Genomic DNA, 24,363 nt, shown 5'->3' on the forward strand with positions numbered 1-24,363 from the left:
TTAAGTCTGGATTAAACAGGCAAAGCGGGGATGGTAAGCTTAGGTTATTTCTAAGATTATAGAATAATAGACAGGCATTCCAACTGAAAAAGCGTGAAAAATAAGGCGAAACAGCGATTTATCCTGTTGGCACGGATCTTGCGATTATAGTGAGACGAGGTAACACTAAAATAAGTAAAGAGGTGAAAGTATGGCATTGCTTGGTCTTATTACGATCGTAGTGCTCCTGGGAGCCATTATCTCCAAAAAGATGTCTCCTCTGATTGCACTCATTTTTGTACCCGTAGTTGCTGCACTGGCGGGTGGTTTTGGTCTTGCTACAAGTAAATTCATTATCAGCGGTATTCAGAATATCGCACCTGTGGCAACCATGTTTATTTTTGCAATCCTATTTTTTGGTGTAATGGGTGATGCAGGCTTGTTTGACCCCATTATTGACCGGATATTAAGAACAGTCGGCGCAAAGCCTACCCGGATATTAATGGGTACTGCACTGCTGGCCCTGTTAATTCATCTGGATGGTTCCGGGGCGGTATGCTTTTTGATTACCATTCCCGCTATGCTGCCGGTCTATGAACGGCTGAAGATGGACAAACGGTTGTTGTGCTTAATGGTTGCTATGGCAGCAGGCATTAACTATCTGCCCTGGACAGGACCGACGCTGCGCGCTTCAGCCGCACTGCATGTTCCGGTTACCGATATTTTTACTCCGCTGGTTATTCCTCAGTTAGTTGGACTTGTGTATATGTTTGCGGTTGCATATCTGCTCGGAAAAAGAGAAGAGAAACGACTTGGTTTTACAACTGCCGAGCTAGGTGATATTGTGCTCACCCGGGAAGTTAAAGAAGAAGAAAAAGCGTTACGCCGTCCGAAGCTGTTTTGGATTAATGCTGTCCTAGCCCTGGTTGTGATGGGTACAATGGTCAGTGGCAAAGTCGACCCTGCACCGATGTTCATGATCGGTACCGTACTGGCACTGCTGCTGAATTATCCGGATGTAGCCGCACAAAAAGCCCGGGTTGATGCTCATGCCAAGTCAGCCCTGATGATGGCGAGCATTCTGCTGGCGGCAGGCGTATTTACCGGCATAATGAAAGGAACCGGGATGATTGCAGCGATGGCCAAAGTGGCAGTTTCTTTTGTACCGCCTGCATTGGCACAGCACATTCCTTTTGCGATGGGGATTGCTTCTATGCCGCTAAGCTTAGTGTTTGATCCGGATTCGTTTTATCTGGGTGTCATCCCTGTTGTGGCCGAAGTTGGTAAAATGCTGGGTGTACAGCCAATTGCCGTTGCCCAGGCAGCACTTATGGGACAGATGACAACCGGTTTTCCTGTCAGCCCGCTGACGCCGGCGACCTTCTTAATCGTTGGGTTAACCGGTGTAGAATTAGGTGAGCATCAAAAGTTCTCGATCCCCTTTTTATGGGGAGCAACAATCATTATGACCATCACATGCGCGCTTATCGGAGTCTTCCCCTTTTAGCAGAACCAGACCGGGGGAGAGCTTAAAAAAATAATGAGGTGAAAAGATGAAAAAAGTAAGGATTGGCTCAGGTGCAGGATATTCCGGCGACCGGATTGAACCGGCTGTCGAGCTTGCGGCAAAAGGAAATATTCAATATTTATGTTTTGAATGTCTTGCCGAAAGAACAATTGCTATTGCTCAGCAGGCAAAAATGAAAGATCCCAATGCCGGTTATGATGCCTTGCTGGCGGCTCGTATGGAAGCTGCGCTGGAAATCTGCCAGAAAAATGGCGTTAAGATTATTTCGAATATGGGAGCGGCAAATCCCGTTGCCGGTGCCCGGAAAGTAAAAGAAATCGCCCAGAAATTAGGTCTTTCTGGTCTGAAAATAGCAGCTGTTACCGGTGACGATGTGCTGGATATCATTAGTCAGCAGGATTACACCATCGAAGAAACCGGTGAAAAACTGTCAACAATTAAGGATAAGCTTGTTTCCGCTAATGCCTATTTAGGCGTTGAGCCCATTGTTGAAGCGTTAAAAAACGGCGCGGATGTAGTCATTACCGGCCGCGTAGCTGATCCGGCCTTGTTTATTGCCCCGCTTATTCATGAGTTTGGCTGGTCTGTTGAGGACTACAATCTGATGGGCCAGGCGACTGCACTGGGACATTTACTGGAATGCGGCGGTCAAATAACAGGTGGCTATTTTGCTGATCCCGGTTATAAAGATGTAGCCGGTTTAGCGCGGCTGGGCTTCCCCATTGCGGAAGTACAGGAAGACGGCAGCTTTATTATTACCAAGGTTCCCGAAGCAGGCGGAATGGTTACTCTATCAACCTGCAAAGAGCAATTGCTGTATGAGATCCATAATCCTCAATCGTATATTACACCGGATGTGGTAGCGGATTTTAGTGGAATTACCTTTACCCAGACTGCCAAGGATGAAGTCCGGGTAGCGGGCGGCAAGGGCAGTCCAAAGACAGATTCCCTGAAGGTTTCGATTGGCTATATTGACAGCTATATTGGCGAAGGCCAGATCAGCTATGCCGGGCCGGGTGCTGTAAACCGCGGTCAGCTGGCACTTGCTATTGTGGAAGAAAGACTGAAGCTGATGGGCGTTCAGGTCCAGGAGCTAAGATGCGATCTGATTGGAGTTGACTCGCTGCACAGCCCGAAATTGTCAGCAGGTCATGAACCCTATGAAGTGAGAGCAAGAGTCACCGGACGTACGCAGAATATGAAGGAAGCTGTCCGCATCGGTAATGAAGTGGAAACGCTGTATACCAACGGACCGGCCGGCGGCGCGGGAGCCTGGAAAGTTGCCAGAGAGGTAGTTGCAATGGTTTCGGCGCTGGTTCCCCGCTCCTTAGTAAACTATACTGTACAATACGAGGTGTTGTAAGATGAAATTACGTGAAATTGCCCACTCCAGAACAGGGGATAAAGGGAATACCTCCAATATTTCGGTTATTGCCTATAAACCGGAAGACTATGATTTCATAAAGCAGCATGTTACCGCTGAACGGGTAAAACAACATTTCGCCGAAATTGTGCAAGGGGAAGTTGTCCGTTATGAAATGCCGAATGTAGGTGCGCTTAACTTTGTTATGTATCAGGCCCTGGGGGGCGGCGTAACCCGAACACTTGCCCTGGATATTCACGGCAAGTCGCTGAGTTCGGCGATGATGAATCTGGAAATTCCGGAAAAATAATAATTAATGAGGAATCCCGCCGGAAGGGGGATTCCTCATTGCATAAATGAACAATGAAAAAACGACACTGGAGGAAAGCATGAATAAAGTAATACCAATTACACAGTGCCGGAACTATCTTACGCATGATCTTACCCTGGCAATCGGTGGATTTTTAGCGGTAGGCACACCGGAAAGGCTGATTGACTGCTTGGTGGACCTGCAGCTGCAAAACCTGACGGTGATCGGCAATGACACGGGTTTTATTGATAAAGGCATTGGCCGGCTGGTTGCAGGCCGCCAAGTGAAAAAAGTGATTGTTTCTCATATTGGGACCAACCCGGAGACGGGCAGGCAAATGAACAGCGGCGAGCTGGAAGTGGAATTAGTGCCCCAGGGAACTTTGGCTGAACGCCTGCGGTGCGGCGGCGCGGGACTGGGGGGTGTTTTAACCCCGACCGGACTAGGAACGGTTGTTGCCGAAAATAAGCAGGTGATCAATGCCAATGGCCGGGATTATCTGCTGGAGCTTCCGCTGAGAGCCAATGTGGCTTTGATTAAAGCCACGACAGGCGATAAAAGCGGCAATCTGATCTGCCGCAGGTCAACCCGTAATTTCAATCCGGTGATGGCCATGGCGGCCGATCTTGTTATCGCCGAAGTGGATCATATTGTGGAAACCGGTGAAATTGATGCGGACCAGGTAATGATTCCGGGAATATTTGTTGATTATATTTGCCAATCAGGGAGGAATGCTGACAGTGGATGCTAAGGAAATCATTGCGAAACGGGTTGCCCGTGAATTCAAGAATGGCAATGTTGTCAATCTGGGCATAGGTATTCCGACCTTGGTTGCTGACCATATTCCCCAGGGCATTCAGGTACTGCTGCACTCGGAAAATGGCTATATTGGTCTTGGACCGGCAGAACAGCCTGTTGATCCCGATGTGGTCAATGCCGGTGCCAAACCGGCTTCGGTTATACCCGGCGGTGCGATGTTTGACAGTGTCATGTCTTTTGCCGTAGTCAGGGGCGGTCATTTGGACTTTACCGTTCTGGGGGCCTTGGAAGTAGACGAAGCCGGTAATCTGGCAAACTGGATGGTACCCGGGAAAATTGTTCCGGGCATGGGGGGAGCCATGGATCTGGTAGCGGGAGCCAAGCAGGTTATTGTTGCGATGGAGCATACAGCCAAAGATGGTGCGCCTAAGATTGTGAAAGAGTGCACGCTGCCGCTGACCGGAAAAGGCGTGGTAACCAAAATCGTAACCAACCTGGCTGTTTTCTGCGTAACTAAGCAGGGGCTGGAACTGACGGAAGTTGCGCCGGGAGTAACGGTCGATCAGGTACGGGCTGCTACGGCGGCAGAGTTTTGTCTTTCGCCGCAGCTTCAGGAAATGGCAATATCTTAGAAAAATTAACAAAAAGTGACATAAAGTTTTTATGGGTGAAAGGAAATTTATTACCTGTACAGAATACAATAAACTCATGGATGTTTGTCAGCGCTACATGTTTTTCTGAAAAGTTCTCCGGTACCGTAGCAGCCATGTGCTGCCAGTAAGCTGGATAATAAATCATTTGTGATGATTAGCGAATAGGTGCGGAACGAAGCGGAAAAAGTAGTATTGTACATCCTTAAAAAAGGAGTGAGTTGTATTAGCAAGGTAGATTTTCAACCGGTAGTAACCATTTTGGAAGACGTTATTCAACCGGGAAACAGTGACGATGTAGGCCAAATGCTGAACGAGGTTATCGAGAAGTTAGATGGGATAAAAGAAGCTCTTCCGGAAGCAGAGGAAGAAATTATTGATGCCATTGATGAAATTCAGGACTACTTGGATTTCATTCTGACTACGAATGACTCGCTTGACACTGTTGACCGCAAAGAAGAAATAGCCGATATTATTGGCGAATTAAAACGCTTATCGTAAATGCATTAAGAGCATTATTTGCCTGTCTAATCAGCAAATAATGCTTTTTTTATAGCTGATTTGTTAATGGGGTGAAGAAATTGACCGGATTGCCGATAGAAGCCGTTCTACCGGAATTGCAAGCTGTGCTCAGCTCCTCTGTCAATGCGGTTTTGGTCGCAGCACCCGGAGCGGGTAAAACCACCCGGGTGCCGTTAGCCCTGCTGCAGGAGCCGTGGTTGAAGGACAAGCGTATTATCATGCTGGAACCACGCCGTTTGGCGGCGCGTGCTGCTGCCCGGTACATGGCTTCACTGCTGGGAGAACAGGTTGGCCAAACAGTAGGCTATCGCGTTCACCTGGACAGCAGAATAGGCCCACGAACCAGAATTGAAGTGATTACGGAAGGCATCCTGACAAGAATGCTGCAAAATGATCCTATGCTCAGTGATGTGGGTTTGATTATTTTTGATGAGTTTCATGAACGGAGCCTGCAGGCTGACCTGGGACTGGCACTGGCACTGGAGTCGCAGGCAGTGCTGCGCAGCGAACTGCGGATTCTGGTTATGTCGGCGACATTGGAGGCTCAGCCGGTGGCGGCATTGCTCAATCAGGCTCCGGTCCTGGTCAGTGAGGGGCGCCAGTTTCCGGTAGAGACCCGGTATCTGGAGCGGCCTTTAACGGGCAGCCTGGAGACTGCCGTGGTGCAGGCCATTGACACGGCACTTCGCTGTGAGGAAGGCGATATTTTGGTTTTTCTGCCGGGAGCGGGCGAAATTCGCCGGGTAGAAAGGCAGTTGGCCGGGAAAGCATATACCGGGGTCAGGATTGCCGTACTTTATGGCAACTTGCCCTTGCAGCAGCAGGATGTGGCGCTGGCGCCGAGTCCGGCCGGCGAACGGAAAGTTGTCTTGGCTACTTCGATTGCCGAAACCAGCCTGACTGTTGAAGGGGTGCATGTTGTTATTGATGCAGGTCGTATGCGGATTCCCCGTTTTTCACCTCGTACCGGGATGACCCGGTTGGAGACGGTTACTGTTTCGCGGGCTTCTGCCGATCAGCGCCAGGGAAGGGCCGGACGCCTGGGACCGGGGGTTTGCTACCGGCTGTGGACGGCTGAAGAAAACTTGCGGCTGGAAGCACAGAGCATACCCGAGATCAGAGCGGCTGATTTAGTTTCGCTTGTATTGGAGCTGGCTGTTTGGGGTGTACGTCAACCTGCCGACCTTAAATGGCTGGATGTGCCGCCGGAGGCTGCTGTTGAGCAAGCCAGAGTGCTGCTCCGGCAAATGGGGGCCATATCCGGCGAAGGACAGATAACCAAGCATGGCAGGCAGCTGGCTGAAATGGGACTCCATCCAAGGCTGGCGCATATGATCTTGCTGGCGAAAGAAGAAGGGATGGGGCGGCTGGCCTGTCAAGTGGCGGTGCTGCTCAATGAGCGGGATATTTTCCAGGGCGGCAGCCGCGAGGCCGATCTGAGGCTGCGCTTGGATGAGCTCCGTTCGGGCGGGAAAACGCTTGATCCGGGAATCTTCCGCCGTCTGGAGGCAGAGCTGCACTACCTGCAAAGCAGCCTGTCAATCGGGGTAGAGGCACAAACGGACAGCCGACATTGTGGCTTATTGCTGGCCTTCGCCTATCCCGACCGCATTGCCCAACGGCGCAATGACGGCCGCTTTTTGCTCCAAAACGGCAGAGGTGCCGTATTGCCTTCAGTCCAGGCCTTGAGTGGGGAAAGCTATCTCGTAGCAGCAGAACTGGATGATAAGGGGACAGAGAGCCAGATTCTATTGGCTGCGCCTGTCGCCGTTGACTGCCTGCGTGTATACTTTCGTGACCAGCTTGAGGAACGGACGGAGGTGTTTTGGGACAATCAGGCCCAGGCAGTACGGGGAAGAAAGCGGCAATACCTGGGGGAATTGCTGCTGCAGGAGGCACCGTTTGTGCCTGACCGGACTGAATGTCTGGCCGCCCTTTTGCAGGGGATTACTCAGACGGGACTCACCATCCTGCCCTGGACAAAAGCGGCTGAACAGTGGTGCGGCCGTATCCGGTTCTTGCATGCCCTTGAGCCGGCAAGCTGGCCTGATACCTCCCCGGAAGCATTACTTGCTGCTCTCGATGACTGGCTGGGACCGTATGTGTACGATATGAGCAGCCGGACGGAACTACAGCGGCTGAATTTGCTGGCTGCGTTGGAAGGAATGCTTACCTGGCAGGAACGGCAGCGGCTGGAGCAGGATGCTCCATCTCATATTATTGTGCCAAGCGGACAGAAGATTGCGATTGATTATGGGAATCCGACGGCTCCCGTTCTGGCAGTACGCTTGCAGGAGCTCTTTGGGCTTACCGATACGCCGTGCATCGGCGGCGGCAGGGTGCCGCTGACGCTGCAGCTGCTTTCGCCGGCCCGGCGGCCGGTGCAGGTCACCCGTGACCTGCGGAGCTTTTGGCAGACCACTTATTTTGAAGTACGCCGGGAATTGCTGGGCCGGTATCCGAAGCATTATTGGCCGGAAAATCCGCTGACTGCCCAGGCAACCCACCGGGCTAAACCAAAAATGTTGACTTGATCCTAAGATCTGGTGCTGACTAGCTAGTCTTTTCTTTACAACCCCTTGTTTTATGGTAATATAAAAAAAGAAAAATAAATGAAATGTAAAGCTGAGTGTAAGAAGCATAGCATGTTTGTTTTGTTAATGGATTGAGGGGGAAAATAATGAAAAAGAAAATAGCAGCAGCCGTTCTCGGCATCCTGATGGCAGGTACTACTGCCGTTTATGCGTCGCCGGTAACCGATTTTGAAAAAGGCCATATCTCAGCCGAATTTGGCAGTACGCTGAATTCTACCTTTAATGGCTCGGGAGAAGTAACAGGAAAAGCGGACGGCAAATCGGGTTTTAAATATGGCGTTACTGCAGGTTTAGGCGACAACTGGGCTCTCCAGTTTAAAGGCGGCAAGTTTAAATCCGAAGTTTTTAGTGCTTATTCTACTTCTTTAAATCATACTGTAAGTACATACGGTAAGTCGACTCATCAGGAAATTAACTTAATTCACCGTATCGGTCCAAATGTATCGGCAGTTGCCGGCTGGGTACAAAATAAGTTTTCTTACGGTAATACGGTGGCACCCGCAACGATAGCTTCCTTACATGCGGGATTTATGACTGATCAAAAGTTAAATGAAAAAGCAACCTTATTTGCCGCAGTGCTTAGCGGTAAGGATGTCCTGTTCTGGGAAGCTGGTGTCAGCTATAAAATCGCAAAAGATGCACACTTCAATGTATCCTACGGAGAACGTCAATTTGAGGATGTTGATCTTGATGCGCCAGCTTACGCGCTACATAAAAAAGAAGATTATAAATTAAAAGGCATTACCTGCCTCTTCTCAGTAGATTTTAAATAAAATAAAAATTCCCGGTTTCTCTTACGAGAGCCGGGAATTTTTTTGAATAAAAGTATTTTTTTGTTTAGGGAAGTTTCAATTAGAATAATATTCTTTAATATCGATATAAAAAGAATATTATTTTGAAGTGTTGATATATATAAGAATTATAGTGTTGAAAAAGAGGTTAATTTGGAATTATAATAGCAAGTGAGGTGAAATCGATGGATCAGAAAGACAGGAAAATTCTTGCTTTGCTGCAGCAGAACGCCCGTATGACGAATGTTGAAATTGCCAGGCAGATTGATCTGGCACCCTCGGTGACATTAACACGCATCAGAAAGCTGGAAGAGCAGGGGGTTATTCAGGGCTATGAGGCGAAGCTCAATCCCCTGGCGCTGGGCTTGGACATGCTGGCGTTTGTATTGGTAAAAGTCATCGGGCCTACCGATATTGAAGGCCGGTTGATTAATATACCGGGAGTACAGGAAGTCCACAACATAGCCGGTGAAGATTGTTATCTGGTTAAGGTGCGAACCCGTAATACAGAGGCACTAAGCCGGTTGCTGAAGGAGAATCTCCGGGAAGACTATATCTCTACCAAAACGATTATTGTTTTGTCCGTATTAAAAGAAACGAATGAATTGATGCTGGACTGAGGAGGAAGCGGCTATGAATCTGACACTACCAATCGCAGCAGGATTGCTTGCAGTATATATTTTCTGGGGCGGTACCTATCTGGCAATGAAGTTTGCTATTGAAACGATGCCCCCTTTTCTAATGGCCGGTATCCGGTTCCTGACAGCCGGTGCCCTTGTGTATGCCTGGCAAATGAGTAAGGGGACACCACGGCCATCTGTTGAGCACTGGAAAAATGCGGCTATCGTCGGCGGTTTGCTGCTCTTATGCGGAAACGGCGGCGTAGTTTGGGCCGAGCAGACAGTTTCCAGCGGTATTGCGGCAATCATTGTTGCCACTGTGCCCCTTTGGATGGCTTTAATCTCCTGGCTGTGGCAGGGAGGCAAGCGGCCTAACGGCCTGATTCTCGGGGGACTGTTGACCGGTTTTATCGGCATCATTTTGCTGGTCAAAAGTACTGGCGGCGATGTAAGCGGAACAGCGGCTCCCTGGACCGGATACGCTGCATTAGTGGGTGCTTCCCTGGCATGGGCTATTGGTTCCCTGTATTCGAGAGTTGCGAAACTGCCGGAAGCTCCATTGCTGGCAATTGCCCTGCAGATGCTGACAGGCGGTTTTTTCTGCCTGACCTTTGGCCTGCTGACCGGTGAGGCCGGGCAGTTCCACGTAGCGGCTATTTCCCTGCAGTCAGCATTAGCACTGGGGTATTTAATCTTTTTTGGTTCTATTATTGGATTTAGTGCTTTTATCTGGCTGTTAAAGGCAGCCGACCCTACCCTTGCGTCTACCTATGCCTATGTAAATCCAATTGTGGCGGTGATCCTTGGCTGGTTACTGGCCGGAGAGCAGATGACACTGCAGGCTGCTGCGGCGGCAGCTATTATTGTTACTTCGGTTGTAATGATCACGAAAGGGAATCAGCATAACAATAAAGCCGATACAGGGGGAAAAGCGGCGGCACAGGGGAAAAAAATCGCCGAATAGCAGGCAATTATGCGGCAGATGACGAATCTAACCAGCAGTGTCAGCATAAAACGAGGAGGTAATTGCATTGAAAGTTCTCGGTCTCGTTGCTTCACCGCGCAAGCTGGGGAATTCGGAAATCCTGGTTAAAGAAATGCTGGCGTCATTGCCTGCTGAAGTTGATAAAGAAATGATCCATCTGCCTTCCCTGAATATTGGGGACTGCAAGGCGTGCTATGCCTGCCTGCCGGAAGAGAAAAGCTGTGTGATCAGTGATGATCTGCCTTTTTTACTGGAACGCATTAAAGCCGCTGATGCCGTAATTATTGCCTCGGCCTGTTATTTTCTGGGCTCTCACACCAGCGTAAAAACGATTACGGACCGGCTGATTGCGGTTATGGCCAACAGCCGGGAATTCAGCGGTAAAAAATGTGTAACTGCCACGGTCTACGGCATCCCCGGCTGGGACGGCTATGCCCGTGAGGCTGTTATGAATTTTGCGCGTTTTCTGCATCTGGAGGTTGTCGGCGATATGCAGGTACAGGCGGCAAGCCCCGGCGAAGTGGTTGAGCCTGAGGTGCTGGCCACTGCACGCCGTCTGGCTGCCCGGCTGCTTGATCCGGCTGCAGAGCCCGTTGTTACGGCGGCTAATGATGTCCTGGCCTGTCAAGTGTGCGGCAGCAGCATGCTGCAGCTCAAACCTTCCGGTCAGGTACGCTGTAGTATGTGCAATGCTGCCGGTGAATTGCAGCAGAATGGGGAAGGATATTCCCTGGTTTTCAACACCAGCGAACACCGCCGCTTCTCACCGGAAGGAATGGCGGAGCATGGACGTCTGTTGGAAGAGGTAAAGAAAAGCTATATTGCCAGCCGGCAGGATTTATTCCGTCGCCGGAAACCTTATGAGGCCTATCAATGGTGGGTCGTACCGGAGGGAAAATAATGTATTCAATTGTATTGTTTGATTTGGATGGAACGTTAACTGACCCGAAGATCGGGATTACTACCTGTGTACAATATGCTTTGCAAAAGATGGGGATTGATGAGCCTGATTTAGATAAACTAATCCCGTTTATCGGGCCGCCGCTTACCTATTCTTTTAAAGAATATTACCACATGAGTGATGAACAGGCCGAACAGGCAATCGGCTATTACCGCGAGCGTTTTTCCACGGTCGGCCTGTATGAGAACGCCGTTTTTCCCGGCATTGGTGATTTGCTGGACGGGCTGCGGCAACAGGGTAAAACCCTGATTGTAGCAACTTCTAAACCGACTATTTATTCTGTTAAAATATTGGAGCACTTTCAACTGGACGGTTATTTTCAATCTGTTGTCGGCAGCAATCTGGATGGTACGCGGGTCGAAAAACATGAGGTAATCGAGTATGCCCTGTCCGAGCTGGGGGATTATGACCGCAGTCAGATTATTATGGTAGGGGACCGCATGCACGATATCCGGGGAGCTAAGCGCAACGGCATTGCTGTGGTTGGCGTTGCCTACGGTTATGGCAGCCGGGAAGAGCTGGAACAGGCAGAGCCTGATCATATTGTCGATACCGTTGCTGAATTAAAAGCGTATCTTGTAGCGAGGTAAAGCGCATGTATCAAAAGCTGGCAGCCTTTTTTATGACCGGGACGGGCAATTCCTACCGGATTGCCGATTGGAGTGCCCGCATAGCCGAAGAGCATGCAATCCCGGCTGAAGTGCAGCAGATAAAAAGCGGGGAAGAGAGCAAGCCGGTTGGGCAAGGCACCTTGGCGGTTTTTACCTATCCCACCCATGGCTTTACAGCCCCCTGGCTGATAATGAAGTATGTGTGGAAGCTGCCGCAGGGCAGGCAAGCGCATGCGCTTGTTATGCCCTGCCGGGCCGGGGTACGGGTGAAAGGACTATTCATACCCGGGCTGGAGGGAACGGCAGGCTATTTGATTGCGCTGCTGCTGTGGCTGCGCGGCTATACGGTCCGGGGCGTAATGGGAGTAGATATGCCCAGCAACTGGACGGCAGTGCATTGGGGTATGAATGAGGAGAATGCAGCGGTCATAACCAAGCTGGCCGAAGCAAAGGTCGCGAGTCTGGTGGCGACGGTCCTTCAGGGAAAGCGGCATTTCGATGGTCTGATCCAATGCTTGCTCGGCCTGGTACTGGTGAAAATATCGCTAATGTACCTGATTCTGGCGCAGCTTATCCTGGCGAAGCTTTTCTTTGCTACTGACAGGTGTACTGGCTGCTCACTCTGCCAGAAGTTATGCCCAAAACAGGCGATCCGCATGTGCGGGGGACGGGAGAAACGCCCGTACTGGACATACGCCTGCGACAGCTGTATGGCATGTATGAATTTTTGTCCCCATAAAGCCATTGAGGTTAGTCCTTTGATCATTATGCTGTTTGTGTACATTACATCAATACCGGCAGCCGGCTATCTCAGCGGATGGCTTCTTGCAAGCCGGGCTGTAGATCTGGCGTCACTGCCGCTGGCAGGCTTCGGTTTGCAATATGTTTATGTCCTGTTGGCTGCGGCAGTGACTTACCGGCTGCTGCACCTGGTGCTGGGAATCCGGGCTGTGCGGAAGCTGCTCGGGACTCTTTCGCATACACGCTTTTTTCGCCGTTATCAGGCTGCCGGAGTAACGCTTAAGCAAATTCATATCCGATAGAAACGATTTATCTGTTGAGCTGATCCGCCTGGGAGGGATCAGCTCTTTCCTATTTAGTATCAGGATGAGCAGCGAAATCTCAAGATGATACAAAAATGCAACCGTTTAACCGGCATAGGTGCAATACTTCCCGCCCATTTAGGCTGGGAACGGCGTTAATTCAGGCGGAAAAAGCAGGAAGAGAAATAAAGGGAATAATCTAAAAATGGTATGAATATTGCAATACTAATAGTCGCTTTTTTGTTGCCGGAATGAGCCTTCAATAACAGGAGGGGGAGAGGAAAGAGGCAATTGCCGGCGGGCAGAAACCAAAAGGGGGATGAAGAGATGAAAACCAATGTACAGTTGAACGGGGCGGGTGAGGTTAGTCTGACAGAAAAGCTGTTTAAGCTTAAGCAAAAAGGTACGGACGTTAAGACGGAAGTATTAGCGGGGATCACCACTTTTGTAGCGCTGGCGTACATTATTTTTGTTAATCCCAATATTCTTGCCGACGCAGGTATTCCCAAAGAAGCGGCGATTGCCGCAACAATTTATTCAACAGCCTTTGCAACCCTGTTGATGGGGGTATGGGCCAACTTCCCGGTAGCCGTTGCTCCCGGCATGGGCTTGAATGCTTTCTTTGCCTATTACGTAGTAGGGGTACTTCACCTGCCCTGGCAGGTTGCCCTGGGCGCGGTTTTCTTTTCCGGTGTGCTTTTTCTCATTTTGACACTGGGCGGCATACGGCAGGCGATTATTAAAGCTGTGCCCATGAATCTTAAGTATTCGATCGGCATTGGGATTGGGTTGTTTATCGCCTTTATTGGCCTCAAGAATGCGGGCATTATCGTTTCTGACAAAGCAACCTTTGTTACCGTTGGGAAACTGACGGCCATCGAACCGCTGCTGGCTTGTGTCGGTTTGATCATTACGGCCGTTATGATTGCCAGAAAAGTAAAAGGGGCTATTCTGATCGGCATTTTGACAACAACTTTACTAGGGATGTTTTTTGGCGCCGTTCCGGTACCGAAAGGGATTCAGGATATTATGAGCTTCCAGCTGCCCAGCCTGGCACCTACCTTTATGCAGCTGGACATTGCCGGAGCACTGGCCTATGGCATTTTTTCCATTATTTTTACTTTTACGATTGTAGAACTTTTTGATAATATGGGAACCTTAATCGGCTTGACAAACAAGGCCAAACTGATGAATGATAAAGGAGAAATAGAGAATCTGGATAAAGCCTTAACCACAGACGCCCTGGGAACGCTGGTCAGCGCTGCCGTAGGTACTTCTACCGTCACCTCTTATGTCGAAAGTGCTGCCGGTATTGCCGAAGGCGGAAAAACCGGGCTGACGGCCGTTACGGTTGCCATACTTTTTCTGGTCGCGCTGGTATTCAGTCCGCTTATCGGACTAGTGCCGGGCTTTGCCACAGCTCCGGCCTTGGTTTTGGTAGGGGCGCTGATGATCAGCTCGATCCGCCATGTTGAGTTTGACGATATTACAGAAGGACTGCCGGCATTTATGACCATCATTATGATGCCGCTTACGTTTAGTATCGCCAATGGCTTTGCTTTTGGTTTTATCAGCTATACATTCTTGAAAACGCTGGCAGGCCGTACCAAAGAGGTAAGCTTGTTTATGTGGCTTATTTCCGCAGCTTTTCTGATTAACTTTTATATGCGCCTGCATTAAAAGGATAAGGGGGATTCATGAGCAAAAAGCCGATTGAAACATTGATTGCAGTAGCAGCAGGACGACAGGCCGCCGAGCTTGTGCTGAAGAACGGCCAGGTTTTTAATGTCTTTACCGGGCAGTTTGACCGGGGGGATGTTGCGATAGCCGGCGGTTATGTGGCAGGCGTAGGCAGTTATGCGGGACTCAGGGAAATAGACTGTACGGGCTTAATGCTGACGCCCGGCTTTATTGATGGTCATGTGCATTTGGAAAGCTCAATGGTCAGCCCGGCCGAGTTCGTCCGGGCGACACTGCCGCAGGGCACAACTACCGTAATGGCTGATCCTCATGAAATCGCCAATGTTGCCGGCAAGCAGGGCTTACAGTATATGCTGAGTGCTTGTGCCTGTCTTCCTATGAATATTTATTTTATGCTGCCGTCCTGCGTTCCAGCCACGGCGCTGGAAACTTCCGGCGCCGTACTGGCGGCAGCTGATTTGGCAGAGTGGCTGGATGATCCGCAGGTATTAGGCTTGGGTGAACTAATGGATTATCCCGGTGTGGTCGAAGGGCGCGCGGACGTGCTGGCAAAGCTGAAGGCAGCGGAACATAAGCTGGTGGACGGCCATGGTGCGGGCTTAAGCGGTCAGAGTCTGACCGCCTATGCAGCAGCAGGCATTCATTCTGATCACGAATGCACCACGCCTGAAGAGGCGCTGGAGCGGGTATCCCAAGGCTTGTACGTTATGCTGCGGGAAGGCACGGCGGCGCATAACCTGCTGGATTTATTGCCGGCCGTTAACGCCTATACTTCCCGGCGCTGCTTATTTGTTACCGATGATCGACATCCAGGGGATCTCATCCGTTTAGGCCATATCAATCAAATGGTAAAAATGGCGGTTGAGGCCGGTGTGCCTGTGGCAGCTGCGATTCAAATGGCCACTCTCAATGCTGCCGAATGCTTCCGGCTGAATGAGCTAGGGGCGATTGCTCCCGGCTACCGGGCGGATATTCTGGCCTTTTCTGATCTTAGCAGTTGGCAGCCCGGATTGGTAATCAAAGACGGCTGTCTGGCCGCCCGGGAGGGCAAGCTGCTGGTTACTCCGGTTTCTGCTGCCGCGCAGGCGGTGGAAAATACCGTCCGGCTGGCAGCCGTTAAAGCAGACGCGCTGCAAATTGCTGCCGATTCGGCTGAGGCACGGGTCATTGAACTGGTGCCGCATCAAATTGTAACGAAAGAAACCCGCCTGGCGGTAAGCGTGCAGAATGGCTTGTTTGTCGCAGACCCGGAACAGGATATTGCAAAACTGGCCGTTTTTGAGCGTCATCATCAGACCGGAAGAATTGGCCTCGGGCTGCTGCGCGGGCTGGGGCTAAGATCAGGAGCCATTGCCTCCTCCGTTGCTCACGATGCGCACAATGTGATTGCAGCGGGTACGACTGATGCCGATATTGTAGCATCAGTAGAGGCGATCCGGCGCATGCAGGGCGGTTTGGCAATTGCCGCGGGAGGCAGCGTGATAGGGTCGCTGGCCTTGCCCATTGCCGGTCTGATGTCTGACAAAAGTGTCCAACAGGTGCATCATGAGCTGGAGAAACTGCTGGAGCAGGCCCGGCAGCTGGGGGTACACCCTGAATTTGATCCGTTTTTGACACTTGCCTTTCTCAGTCTGCCGGTTATACCGGAGATAAAGCTAACAGACCATGGTCTGGTGGATGTCAGGAAAATGGCTATCGTGCCGGTATCCTGCTGAAGCTGCTTAAATAAAAAGATTACCGCTTTTTTTAAAGCGGTAATCTTTTTATTTAAACTGAAGTTTATGCATTTCGGGATAACACCTGAAACTGATAGCCAAACTCTTCAATTTCCTCCCGGGAGAGAATCACGCCCTCCGGCGGGCGGCTGTTGAGCTTGAAAACCAGGGCTTGCTGGCCTGGTTCCTGATAAAAATTAATTCTATTTAATGTAACCTCTGTTTCCAGAAGATCTGTCAATACTTCTGCGGTAGCCTGATGCCCTACTGCGGAAATAATTCCCGGCGCAGAGCGAATCAGTTCTTTTGCCTCTTCCAACTTGATGGTATGGCAGGAATAGTCTCCTTCTGCCGTAATGATGGCACCATTCAAAATAGCAATCGGTTTCCTGTTTTCCATTTTTGTTCTCCTTGTGCAAGTAATGATAATCCAGCTTTTCTTTATTATACCATGGATTTACTCCCCGGTTATTTTTTTACCGTGCCAGCGGCAATTTTTGTTCACCAAAGGCTTTTACTTCACATAGAATATCATAGGTAACTCACCAAGAGTAATAGATAAGGAGGCGTTGTTTGTGGCTGATGATGCACGTGGCTGCTTTGGCGGCGGTGGAAGCTGGTTCATAATTATTATCATCATTATTCTTCTTTTCTTCTTTATTGGCGATTGGGAAGTATAATACGTAACCTTTTGGTCCCCGCTTTTGGCGGGGGCTTTTGTTTTTTGCTGATTTGAAACTGTAGTCCCGTTATGGTACGATAATTACACATTACAACAGCAGGAGGGATACTTATGCAGCAGAAAATAAGGATCGGGATTACCGGTTATGGCAATTTGGGAAAAGGCGCAGAAATAGCTGTTAACCAAAATCCAGATATGGAGCTAGTGGCAGTTTTCTCACGCCGTAAGCTTAGCGGAACGAAAAGCGGTGTCCCCGCCATTTTACTGGATGAAGCGGAAAAATACCGTGATCAAATCGATGCTATGCTGCTCTGCGGTGGTTCGGCTACTGATCTGGTGGAGCAGGGGCCCCGTCTTGCCAGCGTATTCAATACGGTAGACAGCTTTGATACACATGCCAAGATTCCTGACTATTTTTCAGCTATGGATGCTGCCGCCAAAAGCGCAGGCAAAGTAGCGACAATCTCCATTGGCTGGGACCCGGGGCTTTTTTCACTGAATAGATTACTAGGCGGTGCAGTGCTGCCACACGGGAAGGACTATACCTTTTGGGGCAAAGGCGTCAGCCAGGGGCATTCCGATGCCATTCGCCGCATTCCTGGCGTAAAAGATGCCAAACAGTATACTGTTCCCAAGCAGGAGATGCTTGAAGCCGTCCGGGCGGGACAGGAAGCCCCTAGCGCGGCGAATGAAACACACAGCCGTGAATGTTATGTTGTTGCCGAGCAAGGGGCGGATCTGGCGCTCATTGAATCGGCAATTCAAACAATGCCGCATTATTTCGCCGGTTATGAGACTACGGTTACTTTTGTATCGGAAGCGGAATTTCAGGCCCAGCATGCCGGTATCCCTCATGGCGGTGTCGTTTTCCGTACCGGACAAACCAGCCCGGGGGTTGGACATGTCGTGGAGTTCTCACTTGCTTTGGCCAGTAATCCGGAATTCACAGCCAGCGTGCTGACCGCTTATGCCCGGGCTGCCTACCGGTTAAGCCGGCAGGGGGCTGCAGGCGCCTATACCATTTTTGATATACCTCCAGGCCATTTGCTGCCGCAGAGTCCGGAAGAACTCCGTAAGCTGCTTTTATAATGCCTGAAGCAAGAAGCCTTCACCGCAGCTTTACATAGCTGTACTGAAGGCGGCTGGTTATAGAAAAGCGAATTGAAAAACCAAAGGGAAAGCTCTTACTGCCGGTAAGGGCTTTCCTTTTTTTAGCGGTTTTAGGACAAATCCATATTATTCTAAAAAAAATCTAAAAAAAGGAATTTATACTAACACTATCAGGTAAAACAACGAATCGGTGCCGATTGATCACCGGCACCGTCGTTCGCTTACATAAAAGGGGTTGCGCCAAAAGGGGGTAACTGGTCTCCGTGTACAACCAGTTGACTAATCAGTCAGCTGGTTGTGCATCAATGAAATCACGCATTCTAAGGGGTGAAGTGCTATGAATAAAATAATGAAAAAAGTTACGGTTTTTTCCATGATTGGTTTGATGCAAGTCGGCTTAGGCGTGTCTGTAATTGAGGCTTCGCCATTTCAGCCCGGTTCGCACCGCTTGGAACAGCAGCAGCGGGATGACAGGCATCGGCAAGAGCAGGAACGGAACCATCGAATAAAAGCGGAAAATGAACGCCATGAGCGGGAAATGAAACGCCGTCCGCACGAATCCAAAAAAGACTGGCACGAGCGTCAAAAGAAAGAAAAAGAGCGCCACCAAAATGCAATACGGGATATAGCGGCACTATTGATCAGCCGGTCCCGATAATCGTAAAAGTTATGCCAAATGTGCTTACAATAACAAGGGAAGAGGAGAGGAATAAATAATGAAAAAATGTTTAATGGTCATTGCCGCATCGTTAGCTTTGTCCGGGGTAGCCATGGCTGCACCTGTAACGAATATTGAAAAGGGTGAAACGAACGCCGGGTATATATACTGGAATCCACAGGTAGAATACAATTCACTGGATCTGGGAAGTGCCAATGCTAACGGCTTCTTTGTTGAAACCGCTTTATCGGATAAAGTGATCGCCGGAGTAGAAACGATTAAAGGGAAGATCAGCGGGGGAACAGCAAGCATGGATGCGCGATTTACCGATGTGACGCTGCAGTATAAGCTGTCTGACCAGATACGGCTGATAGCCGGGAACCGCAATTATGATACTGGTGCATCTGTTAGCGGTCTTGGTTCTGATAACCAATCTATAAACAAGTTTATTACCGGTCTGAGTGCCTCAACGGTATTAGGTGAGAAAATGACAGGCTATGCCAGTGTGCTGACTAATTCGATCGGCACGGACTGGCAGGTTGGCGTCAACCGGAATTTGACTGACACGGTAGATTTCAACGTGAACTACCGGTACTATGATGGTGATACGGCAACGCTGAAAGGCATTGGTGCCGGATTAGTATGTAAGTTCTAGTGAAAAAGCTGGACCTAAAGCAATTTTAGGCCCGGCTTTTTTTATTTCTAGCAAAAGTAACTACTATTGACTCATGGAAAGACTACAAAAGTCCTATTTAACGAAAGGGAATTCAACTCGACAAATTAAGTGTGGGATTGGTTCCCAGTTTCAACTAAAAACACATAAGGAGGTAGTATATGGATGCTCGCATCGTAAACCCCTTTATTGCGGCGCTGTCAAGCATACTACCACAATTGGGCTTTAAAAATGTGGTTAGGGGAAAAGTTTTAATGAAAAACCAATTTATTGACTGCCTGGGAGTGGCCGTGAATGTCGGCTTATCCAATCAGGTTTCCGGTAATGTTGTCTTTAATATGACTGAAAATTCGGCTAAGGGTTTGTCATCAGTGATCATGATGGGGACGCCGGTGCCTCAGTTAGATGATATTGCCCAAAGTGCCATCTGTGAGATGGTCAATATGATTACTTCCAATGCGGCAAACGCACTGAGTAAGGAGGGCATTGCAATAAAATGTGAGCCTCCCCGCTTATCGCAGTCTACTGCTCCGGTTAAAGTCTGCAATAATAACTTTATTGGCATTGAAATGGCAGTTGACGAGCTGCCTTTTGAAATCGTAATTGGCATGAATTAGCCAGGCGGTGTTTTCATGAATCGAACAATTTGCTCACCAAAGCTAACCAATTCCTGTTCAGTTGCACAAGTGGCTGAACGTGCTGTGGATGGCCGGTATCAGATAACAGCAACCGATACAGCAGTTTTCCTCAGCGTCTGGCCGCCGATCAACAATGGCTTGCCTGTTGCGAAAGCCGCTGTTATTCAGGATTTGACCAGTAGAAATCTGCTAAGCTTTGACAGTGATTTTCTGTCCACCGTAATCAAAGAAGCTGCCGGCACTCCGGTACAGATTATTAATTCCTTGCCTTCCGAGGATGGCCGGTATCAAATTACCGCAACCGATGTCGGCGTTTTTCTCAGTGTCTGGCTGCCGGTCAATAGTGGTGTGCCTGTAGCCAAGGCTGCGGTCATGAAAGAATTGGCTGAGCGCAATCTAGTAGAATATGACAGTGACTTTCTTTCCACTGTAATTAAAGAGGCTACAGGTACCCCAGTATTGATTATGAATCCTGTGCCGGCTGTTCAGTTGACTTCCAGCATCCGGGTGAGAGTGGGACTCAGCCGCCTGGAGGCCCGGATGGATATTATGGTGCCTCCCGAGGCTCCTTTGGTTACCCGTGCTCAGCTTCTGGACAAGTTAGCTGCTGCAGGGGTTGTTTTCGGCATTGATGAAGAAGCACTTACGGCACTGACGGAAACGCGCTGCGCGGCGAATGTGATAGTCGCCCGCGCTGTTCCGGCGCGGAGCGGCGAGAACGCTTACCTAAAATTCTATGTTGATCCTGACAGTCAGGGCAGGCCGGAGGAACTGGAAGATGGGCGGGTTGATTTTAAGGAAATCAACAGTTTTCTCTGCGTAGAAGAAGGGCAGCTGTTGGTAGAAAAAATTCCCGCGACCGCCGGAATAGAGGGCATTGACGTATACGGTAAGCCGCTGCCCGCAAAGCCGGGAAAAGATAAGCCCATGCCTGTTGGCAAAAATGTGATTGTCGTTGATGACTGGCGGCTTTATGCTGCAATTAACGGCCATTTGCACATCTTTCTCGATAAGCGGATCAATGTACTGCCGGTCATCGTCATCGACGGCGATGTCGACTACAATACCGGTAATATTGAGTTTAAAGGCAGTGTACTGGTACGGGGAAGCATTCAGTCGGGATTTAGTGTAAAAGCCGGTGGAAATGTTGAGGTATGTGACAGCATTTGCGGCGGCACGGTAGAAGCAGCCAGTATTGTTGTTCACAAGGGTATTCAGGGTATGAACCGCGGCATTGTTAAGGCGCGCGAGCGGATTGTAGCCAATTTTATTGAAAATGCTGCCGTATACGCTGATGAAGAGATTGTTGTCAGCGATGCCGTTATGAACAGCACCTTATTCGCCGGCAGCCGGATTATTGTCGAAGGCAAGCGGGGTCTCATCCGGGGCGGACGGATATCGGCAGGGGAAGTCATCCTGGCTGTTACTGTCGGTAATAAATCCGGCATCGTCACAGAGCTGGAAGTGGCTGCTAACCCTTTTTTAAAAGAGGAATTGCTCAGCCTGCGCGAAAAGATAAAAAAAGACGAACTGCTGTATGACGAGTTGAAATTAGCACTAACCTACCTTGGCAGCCTGGACATTCAGCAGCTTCCCGCTGCAAAACAAGAAATGCATAAGAAGAATGAAACGCAATTCAAAGCGGTAATTGAGCGAATGGAAAGCATGCGTCAGCGTATCACCAACATTGAAATGGTACTTGGCTCCTTAAAGCCTGGCAGGATAAAAGCTTCCGGCACTATTTACCCAGGAACAAAAATGGCAATTGGTTCTGCCGTAAAGACGCTGAAGGATACCTTGCAATTTGTTTCCTTGTATGTTCAGGCAGGCGAAATTACATTTGGCTCGCTGCGGTGATACTAATCCTTTCAAGTCATTACAGATACAGGGGGACGGTTCTCCTGTATCATTTAGAAAAGATGTATAGACGGTTTTTAGCTAAATTGCTAAATATAAAAGGCGGCCCTACATGAATTAGGTCCGCCTTAGGGTTAGGCTTGACTTATTTAAAATTGACTTATTTTAGACGAAATCAGGCAATTCTTTAATTTAATATAAATTTAAAAGGTGCTTAAAAGTTTTTTGTTTACTTACATTATTATACAAAGTATAATTTTGGTAGATTAATTTGATTGGAGTGGAATTATGAGAAAAACCTTATTATTCACAATCCTGTGTTTATTTGTATTATCAATTACCACTGCATTTGCGCAAGAACCCGTTTCTCAATCAAAAACAGCCAAAATGGCAATCATTCCTTATATTAATTCTACCGAGGAAACTAAAGGCTATGTACAGGAAATAATCGACAGTAAATATACTGAACAATATTCCAATAAAATGTTTGAAATTATTTCGCCGATTGAAGTTGCAAAAGCATTGAATAGTGCCGGTTTTGATGTTTCGAATAAAGAACTTCCTGAAAAAGATGTGTTAGCTTCAGTGGCAAAAGCAACAAATGCCGATTATGTAATCGCTATGGAAGTTTCTCAATTAATAACTACGCGGCACTTGAGCTTTTTCCAATCGAAAGTTGTAACTAAGGCGAAATTACGCTACAAGTTCTACAATGCGGTACAAGACAAAGTAATCTCATTTCAGGTAACGGGAGAGTCTGAAAACAAAACAGTATTTGGTGATGTGGGTTATAAAGACCCGATTACCAAAGCCCTAAATCAGGCAATGGACAGTGCAAACGAAAAAATAATGAACAATCTATAAGATCAGGACACCCTTACCCCGATTATTGAGGGGATAAGGGTATCTTTTTTGTCAATATTAATAAAACATTAGATTGTTTTACGAAAAAATATAGGCTGATAAAATTATAATACAAATTGCAGGGAGGTAGACAAATGAATTTCTACCAATGTGAAGACTGTGGCAATATAGCCGGTTTAATCACCGATAATGGTGGTAAGCTCACTTGCTGTGACAAGCAGATGGCAAAACTGGAGGCCAATGTAATGGAGGGGTCAAAAGAGAAGCATATTCCGGTTGCCGTTAAAGAAGATGACATGTTAAAGGTTTCTGTAGGTGCTTCTCCGCATAAAATGCTTCCTGAGCATTATACTTACTGGGTTGCTGTAACAACAGAGGATCGGGATGAATTTGTTTATTTAAAACCTGGCATGGTGCCTGAAGCAACATTCCCTTATCTGGGCAAAGGCACTGTTTATGCATATTGCAATGTCCATGGCCTCTGGAAATCAGAAATATAGACTACGCAGGCTGGTTTTAGCCAAATTGCTAAATATAAAAGGCGGGCCTAATTGAATAGGTCCGCCTTTTGTGGTGCTAATGCTGAATACCGGCAATGATTTTGGGGATTGTCTGCTTCCAGTAGTCACTGTTGCCGTCATCATAAAATACAACCAACAAGCGCAGCCGTTTGTCTGCGCCGTCTAAGATATAGCTGTCGGCCCGCAGCACGCGCATGTCATTATATACTTTGGTATATTTGATTACAAGCTGTTCATTGGTAAAAGCGGCTTGGTTTACCGGGCTGTTTTCCAATATCCTGGCGTCAGGAGTATTCTGCAGTTTGACAGCAGCTTCGCTAAGGAGCATATCTAATATTTCAATATTCTCTTTAAGGTCACTCCGGTTCACGTCCGGTACGGCGGAAGTAAAAAACAGTTTAGCCGTCCGCCAAATGCCATTGTCATTCACCAGCAGGTTATAACCCGGTTCCTTCTCAGGACTTTTTACGAGTTCGATGCCTGATGGTATTGTCAGGATGCCAAGACCGGGAATGATTTTTTGCGTTTGTTTGGCAAACGCAGCTGAAGAAAGTGAAAGCAGTATAAAGCTAATGACGAGACATAGCAATCCTTTTTTTCTCATTAATTGTGCTCCCTTTATAAGCTAAGCAAGAGTCTTTAATTACCGCTGAGCATATCAAAGATATGATTAAATGGACCAAGTAACGGCTGTGATCTTTTTTCTTTCTTGGTTTCGCTGGTGTATTCTTGCTGCAATTTTTTATTATTCTTTTTCGCGTAAGCCGTCACGGCGTTATACCATTTTTCTGTTGCTGTTTCGGGAAGCACTAAAGTCCACAGGGCCGGATTATACTTATTGGACATGTTTTGCAGCATGTTCCCGCTGTTATCAAAATCAAGCCGGTTCATCATCATCATTTCGCGGGTGTTTGTTCTTAGTAAATAATTGTACATCGTATAGCTTTGATTAAACGAATCCAATGGCGTCTTAATCCAGACATTCACCAACACTTCATCACGGTAGGGATCTTTTTCATATTTTAGGGTTTGTTTGTCAAACTGGCCAATGGTGACATTGTCATAGATTATGTCCTGAAATCTGACGGGTGGTGTGGTTGCTTTTGCTGCATACGTCGTAGTTGCAGCAAAAAGAAGCAGAAACAGGGTAAAGAGCATAACTGCAGACTTAGCTAATTTCATAAAACCACCATCCTTTGTCTACTATCATTGATACAAGCTATAATAA

General features: G+C 48.5%; 25 protein-coding genes. 22 read left to right on the forward strand and 3 right to left on the reverse strand.

The genetic code is table 11. From position 1 onward, the window contains the following. Positions 1 to 190 precede the first annotated feature (190 nt). From EV210_RS04850 to ade, 15 genes are all read left to right on the forward strand, one after another. Positions 191 to 1,486, forward strand: coding sequence for a CitMHS family transporter (locus EV210_RS04850; protein WP_132076484.1), 1,296 nt, complete (start codon positions 191 to 193; stop codon positions 1,484 to 1,486). A 46-nt stretch (positions 1,487 to 1,532) separates the two neighbouring features. After that, positions 1,533 to 2,870: an acyclic terpene utilization AtuA family protein gene (locus tag EV210_RS04855; RefSeq protein WP_132076487.1), complete on the forward strand. Its 1,338-nt coding sequence runs from the start codon at positions 1,533 to 1,535 to the stop codon at positions 2,868 to 2,870. Between the two features lies 1 nt (position 2,871). Beyond that, on the forward strand, positions 2,872 to 3,180 hold the full coding sequence (locus EV210_RS04860; RefSeq protein WP_132076490.1) for an AtuA-related protein: 309 nt from the start codon (positions 2,872 to 2,874) through the stop codon (positions 3,178 to 3,180). Positions 3,181 to 3,259: 79 nt separating this feature from the next. Then, positions 3,260 to 3,931, forward strand: coding sequence for a CoA transferase subunit A (locus EV210_RS04865; protein ID WP_132076493.1), 672 nt, complete (start codon positions 3,260 to 3,262; stop codon positions 3,929 to 3,931). Beyond that, positions 3,912 to 4,571 carry a 3-oxoacid CoA-transferase subunit B gene (locus tag EV210_RS04870; protein WP_165898791.1) on the forward strand — a complete coding sequence of 220 codons (660 nt, stop codon included), beginning with the start codon at positions 3,912 to 3,914 and terminating at the stop codon, positions 4,569 to 4,571. The genes EV210_RS04865 and EV210_RS04870 overlap by 20 nt, the downstream gene beginning before the upstream one ends. Before the next feature lie 186 nt (positions 4,572 to 4,757). Further along, complete coding sequence (locus EV210_RS04875; RefSeq protein WP_132076500.1) at positions 4,758 to 5,090, forward strand: hypothetical protein; 333 nt, start codon at positions 4,758 to 4,760, stop codon at positions 5,088 to 5,090. A 71-nt stretch (positions 5,091 to 5,161) separates the two neighbouring features. Continuing rightward, positions 5,162 to 7,645, forward strand: coding sequence for an ATP-dependent helicase HrpB (hrpB, locus tag EV210_RS04880; RefSeq protein WP_424218033.1), 2,484 nt, complete (start codon positions 5,162 to 5,164; stop codon positions 7,643 to 7,645). Between the two features lie 146 nt (positions 7,646 to 7,791). Beyond that, the gene (locus EV210_RS04885; RefSeq protein WP_132076506.1) at positions 7,792 to 8,478 is read left to right on the forward strand and encodes a hypothetical protein; all 687 of its coding nucleotides are present in this window, start codon (positions 7,792 to 7,794) and stop codon (positions 8,476 to 8,478) included. Positions 8,479 to 8,681: 203 nt separating this feature from the next. Continuing rightward, positions 8,682 to 9,116 (forward strand): Lrp/AsnC family transcriptional regulator, encoded by a 435-nt coding sequence (locus tag EV210_RS04890; protein ID WP_132076509.1) that lies wholly within the window; start codon positions 8,682 to 8,684, stop codon positions 9,114 to 9,116. Positions 9,117 to 9,129: 13 nt separating this feature from the next. Beyond that, complete coding sequence (yedA, locus tag EV210_RS04895; RefSeq protein WP_132076512.1) at positions 9,130 to 10,080, forward strand: drug/metabolite exporter YedA; 951 nt, start codon at positions 9,130 to 9,132, stop codon at positions 10,078 to 10,080. Positions 10,081 to 10,147: 67 nt separating this feature from the next. Next, the gene (locus EV210_RS04900; RefSeq protein ID WP_132076515.1) at positions 10,148 to 11,002 is read left to right on the forward strand and encodes a flavodoxin family protein; all 855 of its coding nucleotides are present in this window, start codon (positions 10,148 to 10,150) and stop codon (positions 11,000 to 11,002) included. Beyond that, positions 11,002 to 11,652: an HAD family hydrolase gene (locus tag EV210_RS04905; RefSeq protein WP_132076518.1), complete on the forward strand. Its 651-nt coding sequence runs from the start codon at positions 11,002 to 11,004 to the stop codon at positions 11,650 to 11,652. The genes EV210_RS04900 and EV210_RS04905 overlap by 1 nt, the downstream gene beginning before the upstream one ends. 5 nt (positions 11,653 to 11,657) lie before the next feature. Beyond that, on the forward strand, positions 11,658 to 12,716 hold the full coding sequence (locus EV210_RS04910) for an EFR1 family ferrodoxin (RefSeq protein WP_132076521.1): 1,059 nt from the start codon (positions 11,658 to 11,660) through the stop codon (positions 12,714 to 12,716). 327 nt (positions 12,717 to 13,043) lie between these two features. Then, a complete protein-coding gene (locus tag EV210_RS04915; protein ID WP_132076524.1) occupies positions 13,044 to 14,396 on the forward strand; it encodes an NCS2 family permease in 1,353 nt (450 codons plus the stop codon). A 17-nt stretch (positions 14,397 to 14,413) separates the two neighbouring features. Beyond that, the gene (gene ade, locus EV210_RS04920; RefSeq protein WP_132076527.1) at positions 14,414 to 16,132 is read left to right on the forward strand and encodes an adenine deaminase; all 1,719 of its coding nucleotides are present in this window, start codon (positions 14,414 to 14,416) and stop codon (positions 16,130 to 16,132) included. A gap of 64 nt (positions 16,133 to 16,196) precedes the next feature. On the opposite strand, the gene EV210_RS04925 is transcribed toward ade, so the two are convergent. After that, complete coding sequence (locus tag EV210_RS04925) at positions 16,197 to 16,532, reverse strand: YddF family protein (RefSeq protein ID WP_132076530.1); 336 nt, start codon at positions 16,530 to 16,532, stop codon at positions 16,197 to 16,199. A 393-nt stretch (positions 16,533 to 16,925) separates the two neighbouring features. Here EV210_RS04925 and EV210_RS04930 point away from each other — a divergent pair, with 393 nt between their 5' ends. The 7 genes from EV210_RS04930 (at position 16,926) to EV210_RS04960 (ending at position 23,114) form a co-directional block, all read left to right on the forward strand. Continuing rightward, positions 16,926 to 17,903 carry a diaminopimelate dehydrogenase gene (locus tag EV210_RS04930; protein WP_132076533.1) on the forward strand — a complete coding sequence of 326 codons (978 nt, stop codon included), beginning with the start codon at positions 16,926 to 16,928 and terminating at the stop codon, positions 17,901 to 17,903. Positions 17,904 to 18,261: 358 nt separating this feature from the next. After that, positions 18,262 to 18,582, forward strand: coding sequence for a hypothetical protein (locus EV210_RS04935; protein ID WP_132076536.1), 321 nt, complete (start codon positions 18,262 to 18,264; stop codon positions 18,580 to 18,582). A 58-nt stretch (positions 18,583 to 18,640) separates the two neighbouring features. Next, a complete protein-coding gene (locus EV210_RS04940; protein ID WP_132076539.1) occupies positions 18,641 to 19,237 on the forward strand; it encodes a hypothetical protein in 597 nt (198 codons plus the stop codon). A gap of 179 nt (positions 19,238 to 19,416) precedes the next feature. Further along, a complete protein-coding gene (locus EV210_RS04945; RefSeq protein ID WP_132076542.1) occupies positions 19,417 to 19,872 on the forward strand; it encodes a chemotaxis protein CheX in 456 nt (151 codons plus the stop codon). A 15-nt stretch (positions 19,873 to 19,887) separates the two neighbouring features. Further along, complete coding sequence (locus EV210_RS04950; protein WP_132076545.1) at positions 19,888 to 21,750, forward strand: DUF342 domain-containing protein; 1,863 nt, start codon at positions 19,888 to 19,890, stop codon at positions 21,748 to 21,750. Positions 21,751 to 22,038: 288 nt separating this feature from the next. After that, positions 22,039 to 22,614 carry a hypothetical protein gene (locus tag EV210_RS04955; protein WP_132076548.1) on the forward strand — a complete coding sequence of 192 codons (576 nt, stop codon included), beginning with the start codon at positions 22,039 to 22,041 and terminating at the stop codon, positions 22,612 to 22,614. Positions 22,615 to 22,748: 134 nt separating this feature from the next. Continuing rightward, entirely contained in the window at positions 22,749 to 23,114 is a 366-nt protein-coding gene (locus tag EV210_RS04960; RefSeq protein WP_132076551.1) for a desulfoferrodoxin family protein, read from the forward strand. 76 nt (positions 23,115 to 23,190) lie between these two features. On the opposite strand, the gene EV210_RS04965 is transcribed toward EV210_RS04960, so the two are convergent. Together EV210_RS04965 and EV210_RS04970 are read right to left on the reverse strand one after the other, a co-directional pair. Continuing rightward, positions 23,191 to 23,739: a hypothetical protein gene (locus EV210_RS04965; RefSeq protein ID WP_132076554.1), complete on the reverse strand. Its 549-nt coding sequence runs from the start codon at positions 23,737 to 23,739 to the stop codon at positions 23,191 to 23,193. A gap of 35 nt (positions 23,740 to 23,774) precedes the next feature. After that, positions 23,775 to 24,317 (reverse strand): hypothetical protein, encoded by a 543-nt coding sequence (locus tag EV210_RS04970; protein WP_132076557.1) that lies wholly within the window; start codon positions 24,315 to 24,317, stop codon positions 23,775 to 23,777. Between the last annotated feature and the right edge of the window lie 46 nt (positions 24,318 to 24,363).

Source organism: Anaerospora hongkongensis, assembly GCF_004339805.1.
GTDB classification, from domain to species: Bacteria; Bacillota; Negativicutes; order Sporomusales; family DSM-15969; genus Anaerospora; species Anaerospora hongkongensis.

What these genes read in the sequence shown, in the direction of transcription:
- EV210_RS04935 (WP_132076536.1), top strand. Translation starts at nt 18,262, where the DNA reads ATGAATAAAATAATGAAAAAAGTTACGGTTTTTTCCATGATTGGTTTG.
- EV210_RS04915 (WP_132076524.1), top strand. Translation starts at nt 13,044, where the DNA reads ATGAAAACCAATGTACAGTTGAACGGGGCGGGTGAGGTTAGTCTGACA.
- EV210_RS04960 (WP_132076551.1), top strand. Translation starts at nt 22,749, where the DNA reads ATGAATTTCTACCAATGTGAAGACTGTGGCAATATAGCCGGTTTAATC.
- EV210_RS04925 (WP_132076530.1), bottom strand. Translation starts at nt 16,532, where the DNA reads ATGGAAAACAGGAAACCGATTGCTATTTTGAATGGTGCCATCATTACG.
- yedA (WP_132076512.1), top strand. Translation starts at nt 9,130, where the DNA reads ATGAATCTGACACTACCAATCGCAGCAGGATTGCTTGCAGTATATATT.
- EV210_RS04905 (WP_132076518.1), top strand. Translation starts at nt 11,002, where the DNA reads ATGTATTCAATTGTATTGTTTGATTTGGATGGAACGTTAACTGACCCG.
- EV210_RS04860 (WP_132076490.1), top strand. Translation starts at nt 2,872, where the DNA reads ATGAAATTACGTGAAATTGCCCACTCCAGAACAGGGGATAAAGGGAAT.
- EV210_RS04885 (WP_132076506.1), top strand. Translation starts at nt 7,792, where the DNA reads ATGAAAAAGAAAATAGCAGCAGCCGTTCTCGGCATCCTGATGGCAGGT.
- EV210_RS04950 (WP_132076545.1), top strand. Translation starts at nt 19,888, where the DNA reads ATGAATCGAACAATTTGCTCACCAAAGCTAACCAATTCCTGTTCAGTT.
- EV210_RS04955 (WP_132076548.1), top strand. Translation starts at nt 22,039, where the DNA reads ATGAGAAAAACCTTATTATTCACAATCCTGTGTTTATTTGTATTATCA.
- EV210_RS04970 (WP_132076557.1), bottom strand. Translation starts at nt 24,317, where the DNA reads ATGAAATTAGCTAAGTCTGCAGTTATGCTCTTTACCCTGTTTCTGCTT.
- EV210_RS04870 (WP_165898791.1), top strand. Translation starts at nt 3,912, where the DNA reads ATGCTGACAGTGGATGCTAAGGAAATCATTGCGAAACGGGTTGCCCGT.
- EV210_RS04930 (WP_132076533.1), top strand. Translation starts at nt 16,926, where the DNA reads ATGCAGCAGAAAATAAGGATCGGGATTACCGGTTATGGCAATTTGGGA.
- EV210_RS04890 (WP_132076509.1), top strand. Translation starts at nt 8,682, where the DNA reads ATGGATCAGAAAGACAGGAAAATTCTTGCTTTGCTGCAGCAGAACGCC.
- EV210_RS04945 (WP_132076542.1), top strand. Translation starts at nt 19,417, where the DNA reads ATGGATGCTCGCATCGTAAACCCCTTTATTGCGGCGCTGTCAAGCATA.
- EV210_RS04850 (WP_132076484.1), top strand. Translation starts at nt 191, where the DNA reads ATGGCATTGCTTGGTCTTATTACGATCGTAGTGCTCCTGGGAGCCATT.
- ade (WP_132076527.1), top strand. Translation starts at nt 14,414, where the DNA reads ATGAGCAAAAAGCCGATTGAAACATTGATTGCAGTAGCAGCAGGACGA.
- EV210_RS04940 (WP_132076539.1), top strand. Translation starts at nt 18,641, where the DNA reads ATGAAAAAATGTTTAATGGTCATTGCCGCATCGTTAGCTTTGTCCGGG.
- EV210_RS04855 (WP_132076487.1), top strand. Translation starts at nt 1,533, where the DNA reads ATGAAAAAAGTAAGGATTGGCTCAGGTGCAGGATATTCCGGCGACCGG.
- EV210_RS04865 (WP_132076493.1), top strand. Translation starts at nt 3,260, where the DNA reads ATGAATAAAGTAATACCAATTACACAGTGCCGGAACTATCTTACGCAT.
- EV210_RS04910 (WP_132076521.1), top strand. Translation starts at nt 11,658, where the DNA reads ATGTATCAAAAGCTGGCAGCCTTTTTTATGACCGGGACGGGCAATTCC.
- EV210_RS04965 (WP_132076554.1), bottom strand. Translation starts at nt 23,739, where the DNA reads ATGAGAAAAAAAGGATTGCTATGTCTCGTCATTAGCTTTATACTGCTT.